This is a genomic window from Streptomyces sp. NPDC104581, from assembly GCF_055583685.1.
The window spans coordinates 28,524-45,431 of sequence record NZ_JBVJNN010000051.1 but is presented as its reverse complement, the minus strand read 5'-3'; the positions used below and the strand labels follow the sequence as shown (position 1 = coordinate 45,431).

The 16,908-nt window shown below is 69.9% G+C and carries 12 protein-coding genes; 11 read left to right on the top strand and 1 reads right to left on the bottom strand.

Going from position 1 to position 16,908, the window contains the following annotated elements; translation table 11 throughout:
- Window positions 1-122 precede the first annotated feature (122 nt).
- A complete protein-coding gene (locus ACZ61E_RS29095) occupies window positions 123-1,085 on the bottom strand; it encodes a hypothetical protein (protein ID WP_469703018.1) in 963 nt (320 codons plus the stop codon).
- Between the two features lie 136 nt (window positions 1,086-1,221).
- Between ACZ61E_RS29095 and ACZ61E_RS29090 the strand changes: the two genes are divergently transcribed.
- The 11 genes from ACZ61E_RS29090 to ACZ61E_RS29040 all read left to right on the top strand — a co-directional run bounded on the left by ACZ61E_RS29090 (window position 1,222) and on the right by ACZ61E_RS29040 (window position 16,707).
- A complete protein-coding gene (locus ACZ61E_RS29090) occupies window positions 1,222-3,843 on the top strand; it encodes a valine--tRNA ligase (protein ID WP_469703017.1) in 2,622 nt (873 codons plus the stop codon).
- 69 nt (window positions 3,844-3,912) lie between these two features.
- Window positions 3,913-5,427, top strand: a complete 1,515-nt coding sequence (folC, locus tag ACZ61E_RS29085) for a bifunctional tetrahydrofolate synthase/dihydrofolate synthase (RefSeq protein ID WP_469703016.1) — start codon at window positions 3,913-3,915, stop codon at window positions 5,425-5,427.
- Between the two features lie 6 nt (window positions 5,428-5,433).
- On the top strand, window positions 5,434-5,796 hold the full coding sequence (locus ACZ61E_RS29080; protein ID WP_469703014.1) for a DUF4233 domain-containing protein: 363 nt from the start codon (window positions 5,434-5,436) through the stop codon (window positions 5,794-5,796).
- A 103-nt stretch (window positions 5,797-5,899) separates the two neighbouring features.
- Window positions 5,900-6,310, top strand: a complete 411-nt coding sequence (gene ndk, locus ACZ61E_RS29075) for a nucleoside-diphosphate kinase (RefSeq protein WP_469703013.1) — start codon at window positions 5,900-5,902, stop codon at window positions 6,308-6,310.
- A 286-nt stretch (window positions 6,311-6,596) separates the two neighbouring features.
- Complete coding sequence (locus ACZ61E_RS29070; protein ID WP_031231655.1) at window positions 6,597-7,616, top strand: rod shape-determining protein; 1,020 nt, start codon at window positions 6,597-6,599, stop codon at window positions 7,614-7,616.
- Between the two features lie 259 nt (window positions 7,617-7,875).
- Complete coding sequence (mreC, locus tag ACZ61E_RS29065; protein WP_469703011.1) at window positions 7,876-8,835, top strand: rod shape-determining protein MreC; 960 nt, start codon at window positions 7,876-7,878, stop codon at window positions 8,833-8,835.
- Between the two features lie 11 nt (window positions 8,836-8,846).
- Entirely contained in the window at window positions 8,847-9,512 is a 666-nt protein-coding gene (gene mreD / locus ACZ61E_RS29060) for a rod shape-determining protein MreD (protein ID WP_469703010.1), read from the top strand.
- The gene (mrdA, locus tag ACZ61E_RS29055; RefSeq protein WP_469703009.1) at window positions 9,509-11,812 is read left to right on the top strand and encodes a penicillin-binding protein 2; all 2,304 of its coding nucleotides are present in this window, start codon (window positions 9,509-9,511) and stop codon (window positions 11,810-11,812) included. Before mreD ends, mrdA begins: the two co-directional genes overlap by 4 nt.
- A gap of 3 nt (window positions 11,813-11,815) precedes the next feature.
- A complete protein-coding gene (rodA, locus tag ACZ61E_RS29050; protein ID WP_469703008.1) occupies window positions 11,816-13,015 on the top strand; it encodes a rod shape-determining protein RodA in 1,200 nt (399 codons plus the stop codon).
- 61 nt (window positions 13,016-13,076) lie between these two features.
- Window positions 13,077-14,675, top strand: coding sequence for a CYTH and CHAD domain-containing protein (locus tag ACZ61E_RS29045; RefSeq protein WP_469703007.1), 1,599 nt, complete (start codon window positions 13,077-13,079; stop codon window positions 14,673-14,675).
- A gap of 103 nt (window positions 14,676-14,778) precedes the next feature.
- On the top strand, window positions 14,779-16,707 hold the full coding sequence (locus ACZ61E_RS29040) for a TIGR03960 family B12-binding radical SAM protein (RefSeq protein WP_469703005.1): 1,929 nt from the start codon (window positions 14,779-14,781) through the stop codon (window positions 16,705-16,707).
- Window positions 16,708-16,908 lie beyond the last annotated feature (201 nt).

Below are 16,908 nucleotides of genomic sequence, written 5' to 3'. Positions count from 1 at the left end.
ACCGAGCCCATAACAACACCACCCCCCCCCCCCCCCCCCCCCCCCCCCCCCCCCCCCCCCCCCCCCCCCCCCCCCCCCCCCCCCCCCCCCCCCCCCCGCCCCTCGCGTTACGCGCGGTTCCGTCAGAGCTTGACGCGAACGTCCTTGCGCAGCTTGGCGGTTGTGGCCGCGGCGTCTTCCAGCGAGCCGCCCTTGCCGGCCATCGCGGACGCCATGTCCACCGGCATGGCGAAGCCCAGCGTGCTGTAGTCGCCCCAGATGCAGACGGAGAACTTCATCTCCTTGGGGCCGGCGCTCGCGTCCCCGTTCTTGATGGCCATCTCCTGGCACTTGAGCACCGCGCCGTCCAGGCCCTCCGGCTCGAACGCCTTCGGGCTGCCGACGAGCGTGGGGACATCGCTGCCGCTGTCCTTCTCGGACTCCGACTTCAGGTAGCCGAACATGCCGTCGACGGCCTTCTCCGGGTCCTCGACCTCGCCGTAGACCCCGGCGAACGGCAGGATCTTCGCGCCGAACGGGTTCTCCTCGACGGAGCCCGACTCGTACTGGGCGCTCACGTCCTTGGGGTTCTTCACACCCCACTTCTCGGCGTCCTTGAGGTCGTCCTTGCTCATGCCGCCGCTGTCCGAGCCGTCGGAGCTCTCGCTCTTCTTGTACTCGCCGCCGACCACCGTCGCGGGCGTGATCAGCTTGTGCGGACCGTCGTCGGCGACGTCGCTGCTGCCTCCGCCCACCAGGAAGTACGCCCCACCGCCGATCACCGCGAGTGCCACGACGACCGCGCCGATGATCAGACCCGTCTTCTTCTTCGGAGCACCGCCCTGCGGCGGCGGGAACCCGGGAGCTCCGCCGTACGGGGGCTGCTGCGGCTGCTGCCCGTACGGGCCCGGCTGCTGCGGCTGGCCGTAACCCTGCTGCGGGACCCCCTGCGGCGCCTGCTGCGGATACCCGTAACCGGGCTGCCCCTGCGGCTGCTGCTGCGGGTACCCGTAGCCGGGCTGGCCCTGCGGCGGCTGCTGTCCGTACGGTCCGGGCTGGCCCTGCGGCTGCTGCCCACCGTACGGGCCCGGCTGGTTGTAACTCATGTGCTCTGTCCCCTCCAGTATTTATGCGTTCCCGACATCCTGACTGAAGGACCGGCGGCATGGACCATCGGGGGGCGCACCGTTACCGAACTATCCCGTTTCAGTGCGGAGCTGTGACGGCCCTAAACTGTCCGGCGTGACCGAGAACTCTCAAGCGCAGCCCGCAGCCAACCCTGAACTGCCGACCCAGTACGCGCCGGCCGAGGTGGAGGGGAAGCTGTACGAGCGCTGGGTAGAACGCGGCTACTTCGAGGCTGACGAGAAGAGTGGCAAGCCCTCGTACACGATCGTCATCCCGCCGCCGAACGTCACGGGCAGCCTGCACCTCGGGCACGCCTTCGAGCACACGATCATCGACGCCCTGACGCGCCGTAAGCGCATGCAGGGCTACGAGACGCTGTGGCAGCCCGGCATGGACCACGCCGGTATCGCCACGCAGAACGTCGTCGAGCGGGAGCTGGCGAAGGAGGGCAAGTCCCGGCACGACCTGGGGCGCGAGGCGTTCGTCGAGCGCGTCTGGCAGTGGAAGGAGGAGTCCGGCGGCCAGATCTCCGGGCAGATGCGGCGCCTCGGCGACGGCGTCGCCTGGTCCCGTGAGCGGTTCACGATGGACGAGGGGCTCTCCGCCGCCGTCCAGACCATCTTCAAGCGCCTCTTCGACGACGGGCTGATCTACCGCGCCGAGCGCATCATCAACTGGTGCCCGCGCTGTCTCACCGCCATCTCCGACATCGAGGTCGAGTACCAGGACGACGACGGCGAGCTGGCCTCCATCAAGTACGGGGAAGGCGACGAGACGCTCGTCGTGGCCACCACCCGCGCCGAGACGATGCTCGGTGACACCGCCGTCGCCGTCCACCCGGACGACGAGCGTTACGCGCACCTGGTCGGCAGGCGGATCAAGCTGCCGCTCACCGACCGGACGATCCCCGTCGTCGCGGACACGCACGTCGACCCCGAGTTCGGCACGGGCGCCGTCAAGGTGACGCCCGCGCACGACCCGAACGACTTCGAGATCGGCCGCCGCCACGACCTGCCGAACGTCACGGTCATGGACGAGCGGGCCGTGATCACGGTCCCCGGTCCCTTCCAGGGGCTCGACCGCTACGAGGCCCGCTCCGCCATCGTCGCCGCGCTCCGCGCGGACGGCCGGATCGTCGCCGAGAAGCGGCCGTACGTCCACTCCGTGGGCCACTGCTCGCGCTGCAAGACGACCGTCGAGCCCCGCCTCTCGCTCCAGTGGTGGGTCAAGGTCGAAACGCTCGCCAAGGAGGCCGGCGACGCCGTCCGCGACGGCCGCGTCACGATTCACCCCAAGGAGATGGAGTCCCGCTACTTCGCGTGGATCGACAACCTCAACGACTGGAACATCTCAAGGCAGTTGTGGTGGGGCCACCGGATCCCGGTCTGGCACGGCCCGGACGGCGAGACCGTCTGCGTCGGCCCGAACGACGAGCCGCCGACCGGCGAGGGCTGGCACCAGGACACGGACGTCCTGGACACCTGGTTCTCGTCCGGCCTGTGGCCGTTCTCCACCCTCGGCTGGCCCGAACAGACCCCGAGCCTGGAGAAGTTCTATCCGAACTCGGTCCTGGTCACCGGCTACGACATCCTCTTCTTCTGGGTCGCCCGGATGATGATGTTCGGCCTGTACGCGATGGACGGCACACCCCCGTTCCACACCATCGCGCTGCACGGCATGGTCCGCGACCAGTTCGGCAAGAAGATGTCGAAGTCCTTCGGCAACGCGGTCAATCCGCTGGACTGGATGGACACCTACGGGTCGGACGCGGTCCGCTTCACCCTCGCGCGGGGCGCCAACCCCGGTGTCGACGTGCCCATCGGCGAGGACTGGGTCCAGGGCTCCCGCAACTTCGCCAACAAGGTCTGGAACGCGACGCGCTTCGCCATGATGAACGGCGCGACGGTCGAGGGCCCGCTGCCCGACGCCGCGCGGATGTCCGCCACGGACCGGTGGATCCTCTCGCGGCTGAACGAGACCGTCGCCCAGGTCGACGCGCTCTACGAGGACTACCAGTTCGCGAAGCTCAGCGACGCCCTCTTCCACTTCGCCTGGGACGAGGTCTTCGACTGGTACGTCGAACTGTCCAAGACGACGTTCTTCGCGGGCGGCGAGCAGGCCGGCGTCTCGGGACGGGTCCTCGGCGAGGTCCTGGACGTCACCCTGCGTCTGCTCCACCCGATCGTCCCCTTCGTCACCGAGACGCTGTGGACCACGCTGACCGGCAAGGAGTCGGTGGTCGTCGCCGACTGGCCGGCCGACTCCGGCTTCCGCGACCGGGCCGCCGAGCGTGAGATCGAGCACCTCCAGCAGGTCGTCACCGAGGTCCGCCGGTTCCGCGCCGACCAGGGCCTCCAGTCGGGGCAGAAGGTGCCGGGGCGGCTGGACCTCTCCGCGACGCCGCTCGCCGCGCACGAGGCGGCCATCCGGCAGGTCTTGCGCCTCCAGGCGGCGGGTGACGACTTCCACGCCACCGCGACCCTGCCGGTCGCGGGTGCCACGGTCGAGCTCGACCTGTCCGGCACGATCGACGTCGCGGCGGAGCGCAAGCGGCTGACGAAGGACCGGGACACGGCCGAGAAGGAGAAGCAGCAGGCCGTGGCCAAGCTCGGCAACGAGGCGTTCCTGGCCAAGGCCCCGGACAACGTGGTCGACAAGATCCGTGGCCGGCTGTCCAAGGCGGAGGCGGACATCGAGCGGATCACGGCGCAGCTCGCGGCTCTCCCGGAGGGCTGAGAGCGGGGCCCGTACCGGTCGACGGGGCGGGGCGGCGAACGTGTCGCACCCGCTCCGTAGACTGGTCGTGTGAGCGAGCACCAGCCGGACCAGCCCGGCGAGTACGACGACGAATTCGACGACATCGTCCACGCCGAGACGACCCGCGACCCCGACCTCGCCGTGATCGAGGCCGGGAGCCGCACGCTGCGCACCCAGGCGGGCCCCCCGCGGGGTGACGGCGTCCCGGCGCGGCCCGCCGACCCGGAGGTCGACAGGGCGCTGCGCGCCGTCGAGCAGGAGCTGGCCGGCCGCTGGGGCGAGACGAAACTGGAGCCCTCGGTCAGCCGTATCGAGGCGCTGATGGACGTGCTCGGGGACCCGCAGCGGGCGTATCCCTCGATCCATCTCACCGGCACCAACGGCAAGACGTCCACGGCCCGCATGATCGAGGCACTGCTCGGCGCGTTCGATCTGCGCACCGGCCGGTACACCAGCCCGCACGTGTCGTCGGTCACCGAGCGGATCAGCCTCGACGGCGAACCGATCTCCCCCGAGCGGTTCATCGAGACGTACGGGGACATCAAGCCGTACGTCGACATGGTGGACGGCGCGCAGGAGTACCGGCTCTCGTTCTTCGAGGTGCTCACCGGCATGGCGTACGCGGCGTTCGCGGACGCGCCGGTGGACGCCGCGGTGGTCGAGGTGGGCATGGGCGGCACCTGGGACGCGACGAACGTGATCGACGCCACCGTCGCCGTCGTCACCCCCATCGACCTGGACCACACCGACCGGCTCGGCTCCACGCCGGGGGAGATCGCCGTGGAGAAGGCCGGGATCATCAAGCAGGGCGCGACGGTCGTCCTCGCGCAGCAACCGGTGGACGCGGCGCAGGTGATGCTGAAGAAGGCCGTCGACGTGGACGCGACGGTGGCGCGCGAGGGCATGGAGTTCGGCATCGTCTCCCGCGAGGTGGCGGTCGGCGGGCAGATGCTGACGCTGCGCGGCCTCGGCGGTGAGTACGAGCAGATCTTCCTCCCGCTGCACGGGGCCCACCAGGCGCACAACGCGGTGGTGGCGCTGGCGGCGGTCGAGGCGTTCTTCGGAGTCGGCGCCGAGCACGCCCGTCCCATGGACCTGGAGACGGTGCGCGCGGCGTTCGCCTCCGTGGTCTCACCGGGCCGTCTGGAGGTCGTGCGGCGCTCACCGACGGTCGTCCTGGACGCGGCGCACAATCCGGCGGGGGCGCGGGCCGCCGCCGCGGCGATCGGTGAGGCGTTCGGCTTCAGCAGACTGATCGGGGTGGTCGGCGCCAGTGCGGGCAAGGACGTCCGCGGGCTGCTCGAAGCGCTGGAACCGGTCTGCGCGGAAGTCGTCGTCACGGAGAACTCCAGCGACCGGGCGATGGGCGCGGACGAACTGGCGGCCGTGGCCGTCGAACTCTTCGGCGACGAGCGCGTACAGGTCGAACCGCGGCTCGACGACGCGCTGGAAGCGGCGATCACGCTCGCCGAGGAGGGTGACGAGTACGCGGGCGCCGGGGTGCTGGTGACCGGTTCGGTGATCACGGTCGGCGAGGCCCGGCTGCTTCTGGGAAAGGGCTGATTCCGTATGCGTACGCTCTGCGCGTCGACGCTGATCGGCGAGTTCTTCGTGATCGGCTTCGCCGGGCTCGTCGCCATGAAGTCGGACGACAACTCGATGGCGGCCGTGTGGGCGGTCTGCGGTGCCGGGATGCTGCTGTCCCTGCTGCTCTGCGGGATGATCACCAGGCCGGGCGGGGTCCAGATCGGCTGGGCGTTCCAGATCGCGCTGATCGCGGGCGGTTTCGTGGTGCCCGCGATGTTCTTCCTGGGCGTGCTCTTCGGCGGGCTGTGGTGGGCCTCGGTCCACTTCGGGCGCAAGATCGACACGGCGAAGGCGCGATGGGCCGAGCAGGCCGCCGCGCAGCCGTCGGCGGAGCCGGGGACCTGAGGGCCCGGACCCGTACCGGGTACGGCGCGGCCCCCGCGCACCTGTAACCTCACACCACCTCACCCGTTTGCCCGCAGTGAATGCCCGCAAGGAGCCGCACACCATGACCCAGCGCACTCTCGTCCTCCTCAAGCCGGACGCCGTCCGTCGCGCTTTGGTGGGAGAGATCATCGGCCGCATCGAGCGCAAGGCCGGCTGGAGCATCACCGCGCTGGAGCTGCGGACGCTCGACGAGGGCACGCTGGAGCAGCACTACGGCGAGCACAAGGGCCGTCCCTTCTACGAGCCGCTGCTGGAGTTCATGGCGTCGGGCCCGGTCGTCGCGCTGGTCGTCGAGGGCGAGCGGGTCATCGAGGGCGTACGCGCCCTGGCGGGCCCCACTGACCCGATCGCCGCAGCGCCGGGGTCCATTCGGGGGGATTTCGGGACGATCGTCCGGGAGAACCTGATCCACGCTTCGGACTCCGAGGAGTCCGCCATTCGGGAACTGAAACTTTTCTTTCCCGAGCACTGAAAGACACCCCTTAAGCTGGTCTTTCCTGACCACACGTCAGCCATACAGCGCTGAACGCGCCTGCGGCGACCGACGGAATTCGGCCACCCCCGGCATATGCGGAGCCAGATCGGGAACGCATGGCTTCGACACATCGTCACCTTTATAAGAGGTGGATCTACCGCGCCGCGTCAGTCCGGGCGGCACTACGATGGAAGCCTCCTCGCCCACAGCATCCACCTCGCCATCCTGAAAAGCCGTCAATGCTCTATTTGGGAAGGCCAGACGCATCCTCATGGGGAACAAGATGTCGTTCATCGGCCGTGACATGGCTGTCGACCTCGGGACCGCCAACACGCTGGTGTACGTCAGGGGTCGAGGGATCGTGCTCAACGAGCCGTCCGTCGTCGCCATCAACACCAACACGGGTGGCATTCTCGCGGTCGGCGCCGAAGCCAAGAAGATGATCGGCCGGACACCGGGCAACATCGTTGCCGTCCGGCCGCTGAAGGACGGCGTGATCGCCGACTTCGAGATCACCGAACGCATGTTGCGCTACTTCATTCTCAAGATCCACAAGCGTCGCTATCTGGCCCGCCCGCGGGTCGTCGTCTGTGTGCCCTCGGGCATCACGGGAGTCGAGCGGCGCGCAGTCATCGAGGCGTCCACCCAGGCGGGCGCCCGTCAGGTGCACATCATCGAGGAGCCCATGGCCGCCGCCATCGGCTCGGGCCTCCCCGTCCACGAGGCGACCGGCAACATGGTCGTGGACATCGGCGGAGGCACCACCGAGGTCGCGGTGATCTCGCTCGGCGGGATCGTCACCGCCCAGTCGATCCGGGTCGCCGGTGACGAGCTGGACAACGCGATCATCCAGCACATCAAGAAGGAGTACTCGCTCCTCCTCGGTGAGCGGACCGCCGAACAGATCAAGATCACCATCGGCTCGGCCTACGACCTCGACAAGGACGAGCACACCGAGATCCGCGGCCGCGACCTGGTGTCGGGGCTGCCGAAGACCGTCGTCATCTCGGCCGCCGAGGTCCGCAAGGCGATCGAGGAGCCGGTCAACGCCATCGTCGACGCGGTGAAGACCACGCTCGACAAGTGTCCGCCGGAGCTCTCCGGCGACGTGATGGACCGCGGCATCGTCCTCACCGGCGGCGGCGCCCTGCTGCGCGGCCTCGACGAGCGGCTGCGCCGTGAGACAGGCATGCCCATCCACATCGCCGAGGACCCGCTGGACTCGGTGGCCCTCGGCTCCGGCAAGTGCGTCGAGGAGTTCGAGGCGCTCCAGCAGGTGCTGGACGCCTCGCCGCGCAGGTGACCGTCCGCCGCCCGGCCTGATCCGCCGATCACGAGGCAGGTCATGAGGCAGATCATGAAAAGGGCGAATATCCCCCGGGCCCCAACAGGCCCGGGGGACAACCCATATGGAACGCTGACGTCCCCGCCGGTGGATCGTTGATATACAGACAAGACCAATCCGATGCGCCAATTGAGGCGAATCCCCTCCAGGAGATTCCCGAGATTCGCGTGAAATTTTCCGACGAGGCATTCCAACGAGGAAGGCACGGCCGCCGCACGTGAGGGACACACGAGAGAGCCGGCTGCTCCTGGTGCTGCTGATCGCCATCGCGTTCGCACTGATCACGGTGGATATCCGCGGGGGAGAGGCGTCACCCGTCGACGGTGCCCGCCAGGCCGCGGCCACGGTCTTCGGACCCGTGCAGAGCGGTGTCGCGAAAGCCGTCGACCCGGTCGGCAACGCCATCGGGGCCGTACGGGACTCCGGCGGACGGCACGACCGTGTGACCGCCCTGGAGCGGGAGAACGCGGCGCTCAAGCAGCGGCTCGGCAGCGACGACCGCAACCGGAGCCGGGTGAGAGAGCTGGACAAGCTCCTCAAGACCGCGGGCGCCGGCCAGTACGGCTTGAAGGCCGCCGAGGTCATCGCCATAGGAGCGGCCCAGGGCTTCTCCTGGACCGTCACCATCGACGCGGGCGCCAACGACGGCCTCAAGCGCGACATGACCGTACTGAACGGCGACGGGCTCGTCGGCCGCGTCACCACCGTGGCACCGAACACCGCGACCGTACTGCTCGCCAACGACCCGGACTTCACGGTCGGCACCCGGATGGAGAAGTCCGACGAACTGGGCTTCGCCACCGGCCAGGGTGACCAGCCGCTCAACGTCCAGCTCCTCAACGGCAAGTCCAAGGTGAAGACCGGCGACCGGCTCGTCACGTTCGGCTCCAGCAAGGACCGGCCGTTCGTACCCGGAGTGCCCGTCGGCGAGGTCGTGCGCGTCGACCCCGCCGCCGGCGGCCTCACGCGCGACATCTTCGTCCGCCCGTACGTCGGTTTCAGCAAGCTCGACATCGTCGGGGTCGTCGTCCAGGCACCCCGTGAGGACCCGCGCGACATGGTCCTGCCGAAGAAGCCCGCCAAGCCCAAGCCCACACCGACCGTCACCGTCACGGTGACCCCGTCCCCGGGCGGCCAGACCCCCCAGGGCGACGGCCAGGTCAACGAGCAGGAGTAGAGCTGATCCCCATGCGCTTCAACCGGACGCTGCTCTCCATCACCCTGGTCGTGGTCGCGCTCGTCGTCCAGGTCTCGGTCCTCGCCCGCCTCCAGCTCCCCGGGGCCGTACCCGATCTGCTGCTCCTCGTGGTGGTCGCGCTCGCCCTGGTGTACGGGCACACCAGCGGCGCGATCATCGGCTTCGGCGCCGGGCTCCTCGCCGACCTCGCCCCGCCCGCCGACCACGCCGCCGGACGGTACGCCCTGGTGCTCTGTCTGATCGGCTACCTCGCGGGGCTCGCCAAGCCCGACACCGGCCAACTGCGCACCGCGCTCGGCCCGATGGTCGTGGTGGTCGGCGCCGCCGTCACCACCACCCTGCTGTACGCGGGAGTCGGCGCCCTCGTCGGTGACACCGCCGCGCGCCATGTCGGTCTGACCAACCTGGTCGTGACGGCCGCCATCTACGACCTGCTACTCGCCCCGTTCACCGTGCCGCTGATCATGGCCCTGGCCAGACGCGCGGAGAACGACCCGCTCGCCGAGAAGTCGAGCGGTGGCAGCGACGTCGCCTCCGGCTGGCTGGCGGCGGGGACCGGACTGAAGATCGGGAACCAGCGCGGTGGACTGCGGCTGAAGACGGCCCGCTCCCGCGCCGCACGGGCCGGACGGATCAAGGGGGTCAAACGACTGTGAGCAACATTCCGGAGACCGGACGGACACCGCGGGTCCAGATCCGGCTCGTCGTCATCCAGGTGCTGGTCTTCTCGCTCCTGCTCACGCTCGGCGGACGGCTCTGGTACCTCCAGGTCCGCAACGGCGCCGAGTACACGGACGAGGCCAAGAACAACCATGTGCAGCAGGTCGTCCAGCCCGCCGTCCGGGGCTCGATCCTCGACTCCCAGGGCGTGCCGCTCGCCGACAACGAGACCCGTCTCGTCGTCTCCGCCAGCCGCACCGAGCTGATGAAGATGAAGGACGGCGGGACGGCCGTCCTCACCCGGCTCGCCGACGTCCTCGGCATGAAGCCCAAGGACGTCCACGACAAGGTCAGGCTCTGCGACAACGAGACGCCGCAGCCCTGCTGGAACGGTTCGCCCTACCAGCCGATCCCGGTCACCGACGAGGCCACCACCCAGCAGGCGCTCCAGATCCGTGAGCGTGCCGAGGACTTCCCCGGCATCACCGCCGAGCCGACGGCCGTGCGCCGTTACGCCGCGCCCGCCGACGCCAACACCGCGCAGGTGCTCGGCTATCTCTCGCCGGTCACCGACGAGGAGATCACCGAGGCGCAGGACACCGACTCGCCGTTCCTCCGCTCCGACCAGGTCGGCCGCTCCGGTCTGGAGCGCACGTACGACAAGTACCTGCGCGGGGACGCGGGCGTCACCCGCTACGAGGTCGACAACCTGGGCCGGGTCATCGGCCAGGCCAGGAGCGACCAGGCCGAGCCGGGCTCCAACATCATCACCTCCATCGACGCCCGCGTGCAGGCCGTCGCCGAGTTCGAGCTCAACGAGGCGATGAAGGCCGCCCGCAAGGAGATGGACCGCAACACCAACGAGAACTACAAGGCCGACGCCGGAGCCGTGGTCGTCCTGGAGTCCAAGACCGGCCGCGTCGTGTCGATGGCCTCCCAGCCGACGTACGACCCCAACGCCTGGGTCGGCGGCATCTCGGCCAAGGACTACTCCAAGCTCACCAGCAAGAAGTCCAACTTCCCGCTGCTGAACCGGGGCATCCAGTCGCAGGCAGCCCCCGGCTCGATCTTCAAGGTCATCTCGTCGACCGCGGCGGTCAAGGCCGGTTACGACTTCGACGGCAGCTACCCGTGCCCCAGTTCGTACTCCATCGGCAACCAGGTCTTCAAGAACTTCGAGTCCCAGGGCTACGGCAACATCGACCTCGGCCGCGCCCTGGAGGTCTCCTGCGACACCGTCTTCTACGGGCTCGCGCACAAGGAGTGGCAGAAGGACGGCGGCAACAAGCCCAAGAAGGGCGCCAACGACTACTTCTACACGACCGCCAAGCAGTTCGGTCTCGCCAAGGAGACCGGTATCGACCTCCCCAACGAGACGGCCGGCCGGATCCCGGACCGCCGGTGGAAGCAGGAATTCTGGGAGGCCAACAAGGCCGGCTGGTGCAAGCAGGGCAAGAAGGGCGGCACCTACGTCGAGCAACTGGCGTACGAGGGCTGCCTCGAAGGCAACCGGATGCGCGCCGGTGACGCGGTCAACTACTCGATCGGCCAGGGCGACACGCTCGTCACCCCGATCCAGATGGCCACGATCTACTCGGCGATCGCCAACGGCGGCACGATGTACACCCCGAGCGTCGGCAAGGCGATCGTCAGCCCCGACGGCAAGACCGTCGAGGAGATCAAGCCCCAGTCGCACGGCAAACTGCCCGTCGACCGCAAGCTGCGCGACCAGCTGGACAAGGCGCTGGCGGGAGTGGCGACGACCGGTTCGGCCGCCTGGCGGTTCGGCGGCTGGCCCCAGGACAAGATTCCGATGCACGCCAAGACGGGTACGGCCGAGGTCTACGGCAAGCAGACGACCTCCTGGTTCGCCTCGTACACCGAGGACTACACGATCGTCATGACGATCTCCCAGGGTGGTACGGGCTCCGGAGCGTCGGGCCCCGCCGTCCGCAAGATCTACGAGGCGATGTACGGCCTCGACGCGAAGGGCGGGCAGAACCTCAAGAAGGCCCTGCTGCCCGAGCCGCGCAAGGCACTGCCCAAGATCGAGGCCGACGGCTCGATCGACGCGCCCTCCGTCAAGCCGTACGTGCCGGACAAGACACCGCTGGACGGCAACGAGGTCGCACCCAACGGCGACAACACCGGACAGGTGCCGCAGACGCCCGGTGACACCGGCCAGGCACCCGGCACCGGACAGACACCGGACGGCACCGGGCAGGTCCCGGCCGATCCGGGGCAGGCGCCCGACGACAACGGACCACTCGCGGGACCGCCCGCGCGGAGGGACTGACCCATGGCCGGCACAGGCGGCTTCTCCGTCTCCGGATACGGTCCCGAGCGCGGGCTCTGGGCGACGCTCGCCGCCCGTGACTCGATCGCGCGCAGGCTGGACTGGCCGCTGATGTTCTCCGCGGTCGCGCTCTCGGCCGTCGGGTCGCTGCTGGTCTGGTCGGCGACCCGGAACCGTACGGATCTCAACGAGGGCGATCCGTACCACTTCTTCTTCCGCCACATACTGAACACCGGTATCGGGCTGGCCCTGATGATCGGCACGATCTGGCTCGGCCACCGCACCCTGCGCGGTGCGGTGCCCGTCCTCTACGGCATCTCCGTCGTGCTCGTCCTGCTGGTCCTCACCCCGCTCGGCGCCACCATCAACGGCGCGCACGCCTGGATCGTGCTCGGCGGCGGCTTCACCCTCCAGCCCTCGGAGTTCGTGAAGATCACGATCATCCTGGGCATGGCGATGCTGCTCGCGGCCAGAGTCGACGCGGGTGATCAGGTCCATCCGGACCACCGGACGGTCGCCAAGTCCCTGGGGCTCGCGATCGTCCCGATCCTGGTCGTCATGATGATGCCGGACCTCGGTTCGGTCATGGTCATGGCGGTGATCGTGCTGGGTGTCCTGCTCTCCTCCGGGGCCTCCAACCGGTGGATCTTCGGGCTGGTCGGCGCCGGTGTCGCGGGCGCCGTCGCGGTCGCCGCGCTCGGGGTGCTCGACGAGTACCAGATCAACCGCTTCGCCGCCTTCGCCAACCCGGAGCTCGACCCGGCGGGCGTCGGCTACAACACCAACCAGGCGCGGATCGCGATCGGTTCGGGCGGGCTCACCGGCACCGGCCTCTTCAAGGGGTCCCAGACCACCGGTCAGTTCGTCCCCGAGCAGCAGACCGACTTCGTCTTCACCGTCGCGGGCGAGGAGCTGGGCTTCCTCGGCGCCGGGCTGATCCTGCTGCTGCTCGGTGTGGTGCTCTGGCGCGCCTGCCGGATCGCGCGTGAGACGACGGAGCTGTACGGGACGATCGTGGCGGCCGGGATCATCGCCTGGTTCGCCTTCCAGTCCTTCGAGAACGTCGGGATGACCCTCGGGATCATGCCCGTGGCGGGGCTGCCCCTGCCGTTCGTCTCCTACGGAGGCACCTCGATGTTCGCGGTCTGGATCGCGGTCGGGCTGCTCCAGTCGATCAGGGTGCAGAAGCCCATGTCGGCGTGAACCGCTCGTTCGGCGTCGCGGGGGCTGCCACTCGGCGGCCCCTGCGACTACGTTGGTGAAGATGGCGGAGACGAAGCGCGAGATCGAACGCAAGTACGAACTCCCGGCGCGGCCGGAGCGCGGCGACGACGGTCCACGGCCCGGCGGCCCATCCCCTCTGCCCGACCTCACCAAGGTCTGTGCCGTCTCGGCCGTCACGGCGCGGGGCGTCACCGAACTGGACGCCGTCTACCACGACACCCCTGACCTGCGGCTGACCGCCGACGCCGTCACCCTGCGCCGCCGGACCGGCGGAGCCGACGAGGGCTGGCACCTCAAGTTCCCCGTCGGCGCCGGCGTCCGGGACGAGATCCGGGCCCCGCTCTCCGACACCCTCCCCGGCGAACTCGCGGCGCTGGTGCGCTCACGGGTCCGCGGCGCGGAGCTGACCCCCGTCGTCCGGCTGCGGACCTCCCGTGACACCAGCCTGCTGGTCGACGAGGCGGGCCGGACGCTCGCCGAGGTGGTCGTCGACACCGTCCGCGCCGAGCGCGGGCCCGCCGGCACGGGCACCGGCACCGGGACCGGGACCGCCGAGTGGACCGAGATCGAGGTCGAACTCGCCGACGACGGCGACCCGGCCCTGCTCGACGCCGTGGAGAAGGTCCTCCGCAAGGCGGGCGTGCGTCCGGCCTCCGCCGCGTCCAAGCTCGCCAGGGCCCTCGCCGAGACGGCGCCCGCCACCGGGGGCGCCGGGCCGGGGAAGCGGGCCGGCGCCGCCCCGAAGCGCGCGCCGGTCACCGCCGGTGACCATGTGCTCGCCTACCTGCGCGAACAGGCCGACGCGATCGTCTCCCAGGACCCCGCCGTCCGCCGCGACCTGCCCGACTCCGTGCACCAACTCCGGGTCGCCACCCGCCGGATGCGGTCCGCGTTCCGTACGTACGGCAAGGTCGTCGACCGCGACGCCACCCGGCCCATCGGCGCCGAGCTGAAGTGGCTCGCCGGGGAGCTGGGCGTCGACCGCGACCAGGAGGTCCTCGCCGAGCGGCTCACGGCCGGCGTCGCGGCGCACGACACGACCCTGCTGCTCGGGCCCGTGCACGCCCGGCTCCGGATCTGGGACGCGGCGGGCCGCACCGACGCGCGGGACAGGACGCTCGCCGTCCTCGACAGCGCGCGCTATCTGCGCCTGCTGGACTCGGTGGCGGCGCTGCTCGCCGATCCGCCCCTGCTGCGCGGCGCGGGCCGGAAACCCGCCAAGGTGCTGCCCAGGGCCGTGATCAAGGACTACGAGCGCCTCGCCGGCCGCGTCGAGCACGCGCTGCGGCTCGCGCCGGGGGAGGAGCGGGACCTGGCCCTGCACGACGCCCGCAAGGCCGCCAAGCGGGCCCGCTACGCCGCCGACGCGGCCGAGCCCGCGCTCGGGAAGTCCGCGCGGCGCTTCTCGAAGCGGATGAAGGCCGTACAGACCGTCCTCGGCGACCACCAGGACAGCGTCGTGGCGCGCGACGCCCTGCGCGATCTCGCGATCCAGGCCCACGCGGCCGGTGAGTCCGCCTTCACCTGGGGCCTGCTGTACGGCGAGGAGGAGTCGCGGGCGGCGGACCGGGAGCGGGAACTGCCGCGAATCTGGCGGAAGTCGGCGAAGCGGAAACTGCGCACGGCGCTTTTCGGCTGAGCACCGGCGTGCGCCCGCGAGCGGCACCGTTCGCGGTGTCGGGGGCGGGTGGCCGTCAAGGTAGCCTGGATGGTCACCCCGTCAGCCCACGAAAGTCGCCGTGATGTCTGCTGTTGAATCGGTCTTCCCACAGCTCGAAGCTCTGCTCCCGCATGTGCAGAAGCCGATCCAATACGTCGGCGGTGAACTCAACTCCACGGTCAAGGACTGGGACGCGTGCGACGTCCGCTGGGCGCTGATGTACCCCGACGCGTACGAGGTCGGCCTGCCCAACCAGGGCGTCATGATCCTCTACGAGGTACTCAACGAGCGTGAGGGCGTCCTCGCGGAGCGCACGTACAGCGTCTGGCCCGACCTGGAGGCGCTGATGCGCGAGCACCGGGTCCCGCAGTTCACGGTGGACGCGCACCGCCCCGTCTCGGCCTTCGACGTCTTCGGGCTCTCCTTCTCCACCGAGCTGGGCTACACCAACATGCTCACGGCGCTCGACCTGGCCGGCATCCCGCTCAGCGCGGCGGACCGCACCGTCGACCACCCGATCGTGCTGGCGGGCGGCCACGCGGCGTTCAACCCCGAGCCGATCGCCGAGTTCATCGACTGCGCCGTCATCGGCGACGGCGAGCAGGCCGTCCTCCAGATCACCGAGATCGTCCGGGCCTGGAAGGCCGAGGGCAGGACCGGCGGGCGCGAGGAGTTGCTGCTGCGGCTCGCCAAGACCGGCGGGGTGTACGTGCCCGGCTTCTACGACGTCGAGTACCTGCCGGACGGCCGCATCGCCCGCACCGTCCCCAACCGCTCCGGTGTCCCGTGGCGGGTCTCCAAGCACACCGTCATGGACCTGGACGAGTGGCCGTACCCGAAGCAGCCGCTCGTACCGCTGGCCGAGACCGTGCACGAGCGGATGTCCGTGGAGATCTTCCGCGGCTGCACGCGCGGCTGCCGCTTCTGCCAGGCCGGCATGATCACGCGGCCCGTCCGCGAGCGCAGCATCACCGGCATCGGCGAGATGGTCGACAAGGGGCTCAAGGCGACCGGCTTCGAGGAGGTCGGCCTGCTGTCGCTGTCCTCCGCCGACCACAGCGAGATCGCGGACGTGGCCAAGGGCCTCGCCGACCGGTACGAGGAGGAGAAGATCGGCCTCTCCCTCCCGTCCACCCGCGTCGACGCCTTCAACGTCGACCTCGCCAACGAGCTGACCCGCAACGGCCGGCGCTCCGGCCTCACCTTCGCCCCCGAGGGCGGCTCCGAGCGGCTGCGCAAGGTCATCAACAAGATGGTCTCGGAGGACGACCTGATCCGTACGGTCTCCACCGCGTACGGCAACGGCTGGCGCCAGGTGAAGCTCTACTTCATGTGCGGGCTGCCGACGGAGACCGACGACGACGTCCTCCAGATCGGTGACATGGCCGTCAAGGTCATCGCCGAGGGCCGCAAGGTCTCCGGCCAGAACGACATCCGCTGCACCGTCTCCATCGGCGGGTTCGTGCCGAAGCCGCACACCCCGTTCCAGTGGGCGCCGCAGCTGAGCGTCGAGGAGACCGACGCGCGGCTGCTCAAGCTCCGCGACAAGATCCGCGCGGACAAGAAGTACGGCCGCTCGATCGGCTTCCGCTACCACGACGGCAAGCCCGGCATCGTCGAGGGACTGCTCTCGCGCGGCGACCGGCGGGTGGGCGCGGTCATCCGCGCCGTCTACGAGGACGGCGGCCGGTTCGACGGCTGGCGTGAGCACTTCAGCTACGACCGCTGGATGGCGAGCGCCGCGAGGACGCTGCCCGAGTTCGGCCTGGACATCGACTGGTACACCACGCGCGAGCGCACGTACGAGGAGGTCCTGCCCTGGGACCACCTGGACTCCGGTCTCGACAAGGACTGGCTCTGGGAGGACTGGCAGGACGCCCTCGACGAGACCGAGGTCGAGGACTGCCGCTGGACGCCGTGCTTCGACTGCGGCGTGTGCCCGCAGCTCGACCTCGACATCCAGATCGGCCCGACCGGCAAGAAGCTGCTGCCGCTGACGGTCGTCAAGTAGGACCCGCGGCGGGCGTGCCCGGTATCGAATCGGGCACGAACGCCGTCCCGTCGCCGGATCGGGGATCCGGGCGGGCGCCGACGGCGTCCTGCGCGACGCCTGGCGCGCGCCGGCCGGCCCTCCCCGCCCGGCCGAGCCTGTGACGGCGCCGGTCGACGGGGCGCGTACGCTGGGTAGTACAACAACCGTCCCCGGCGCGGT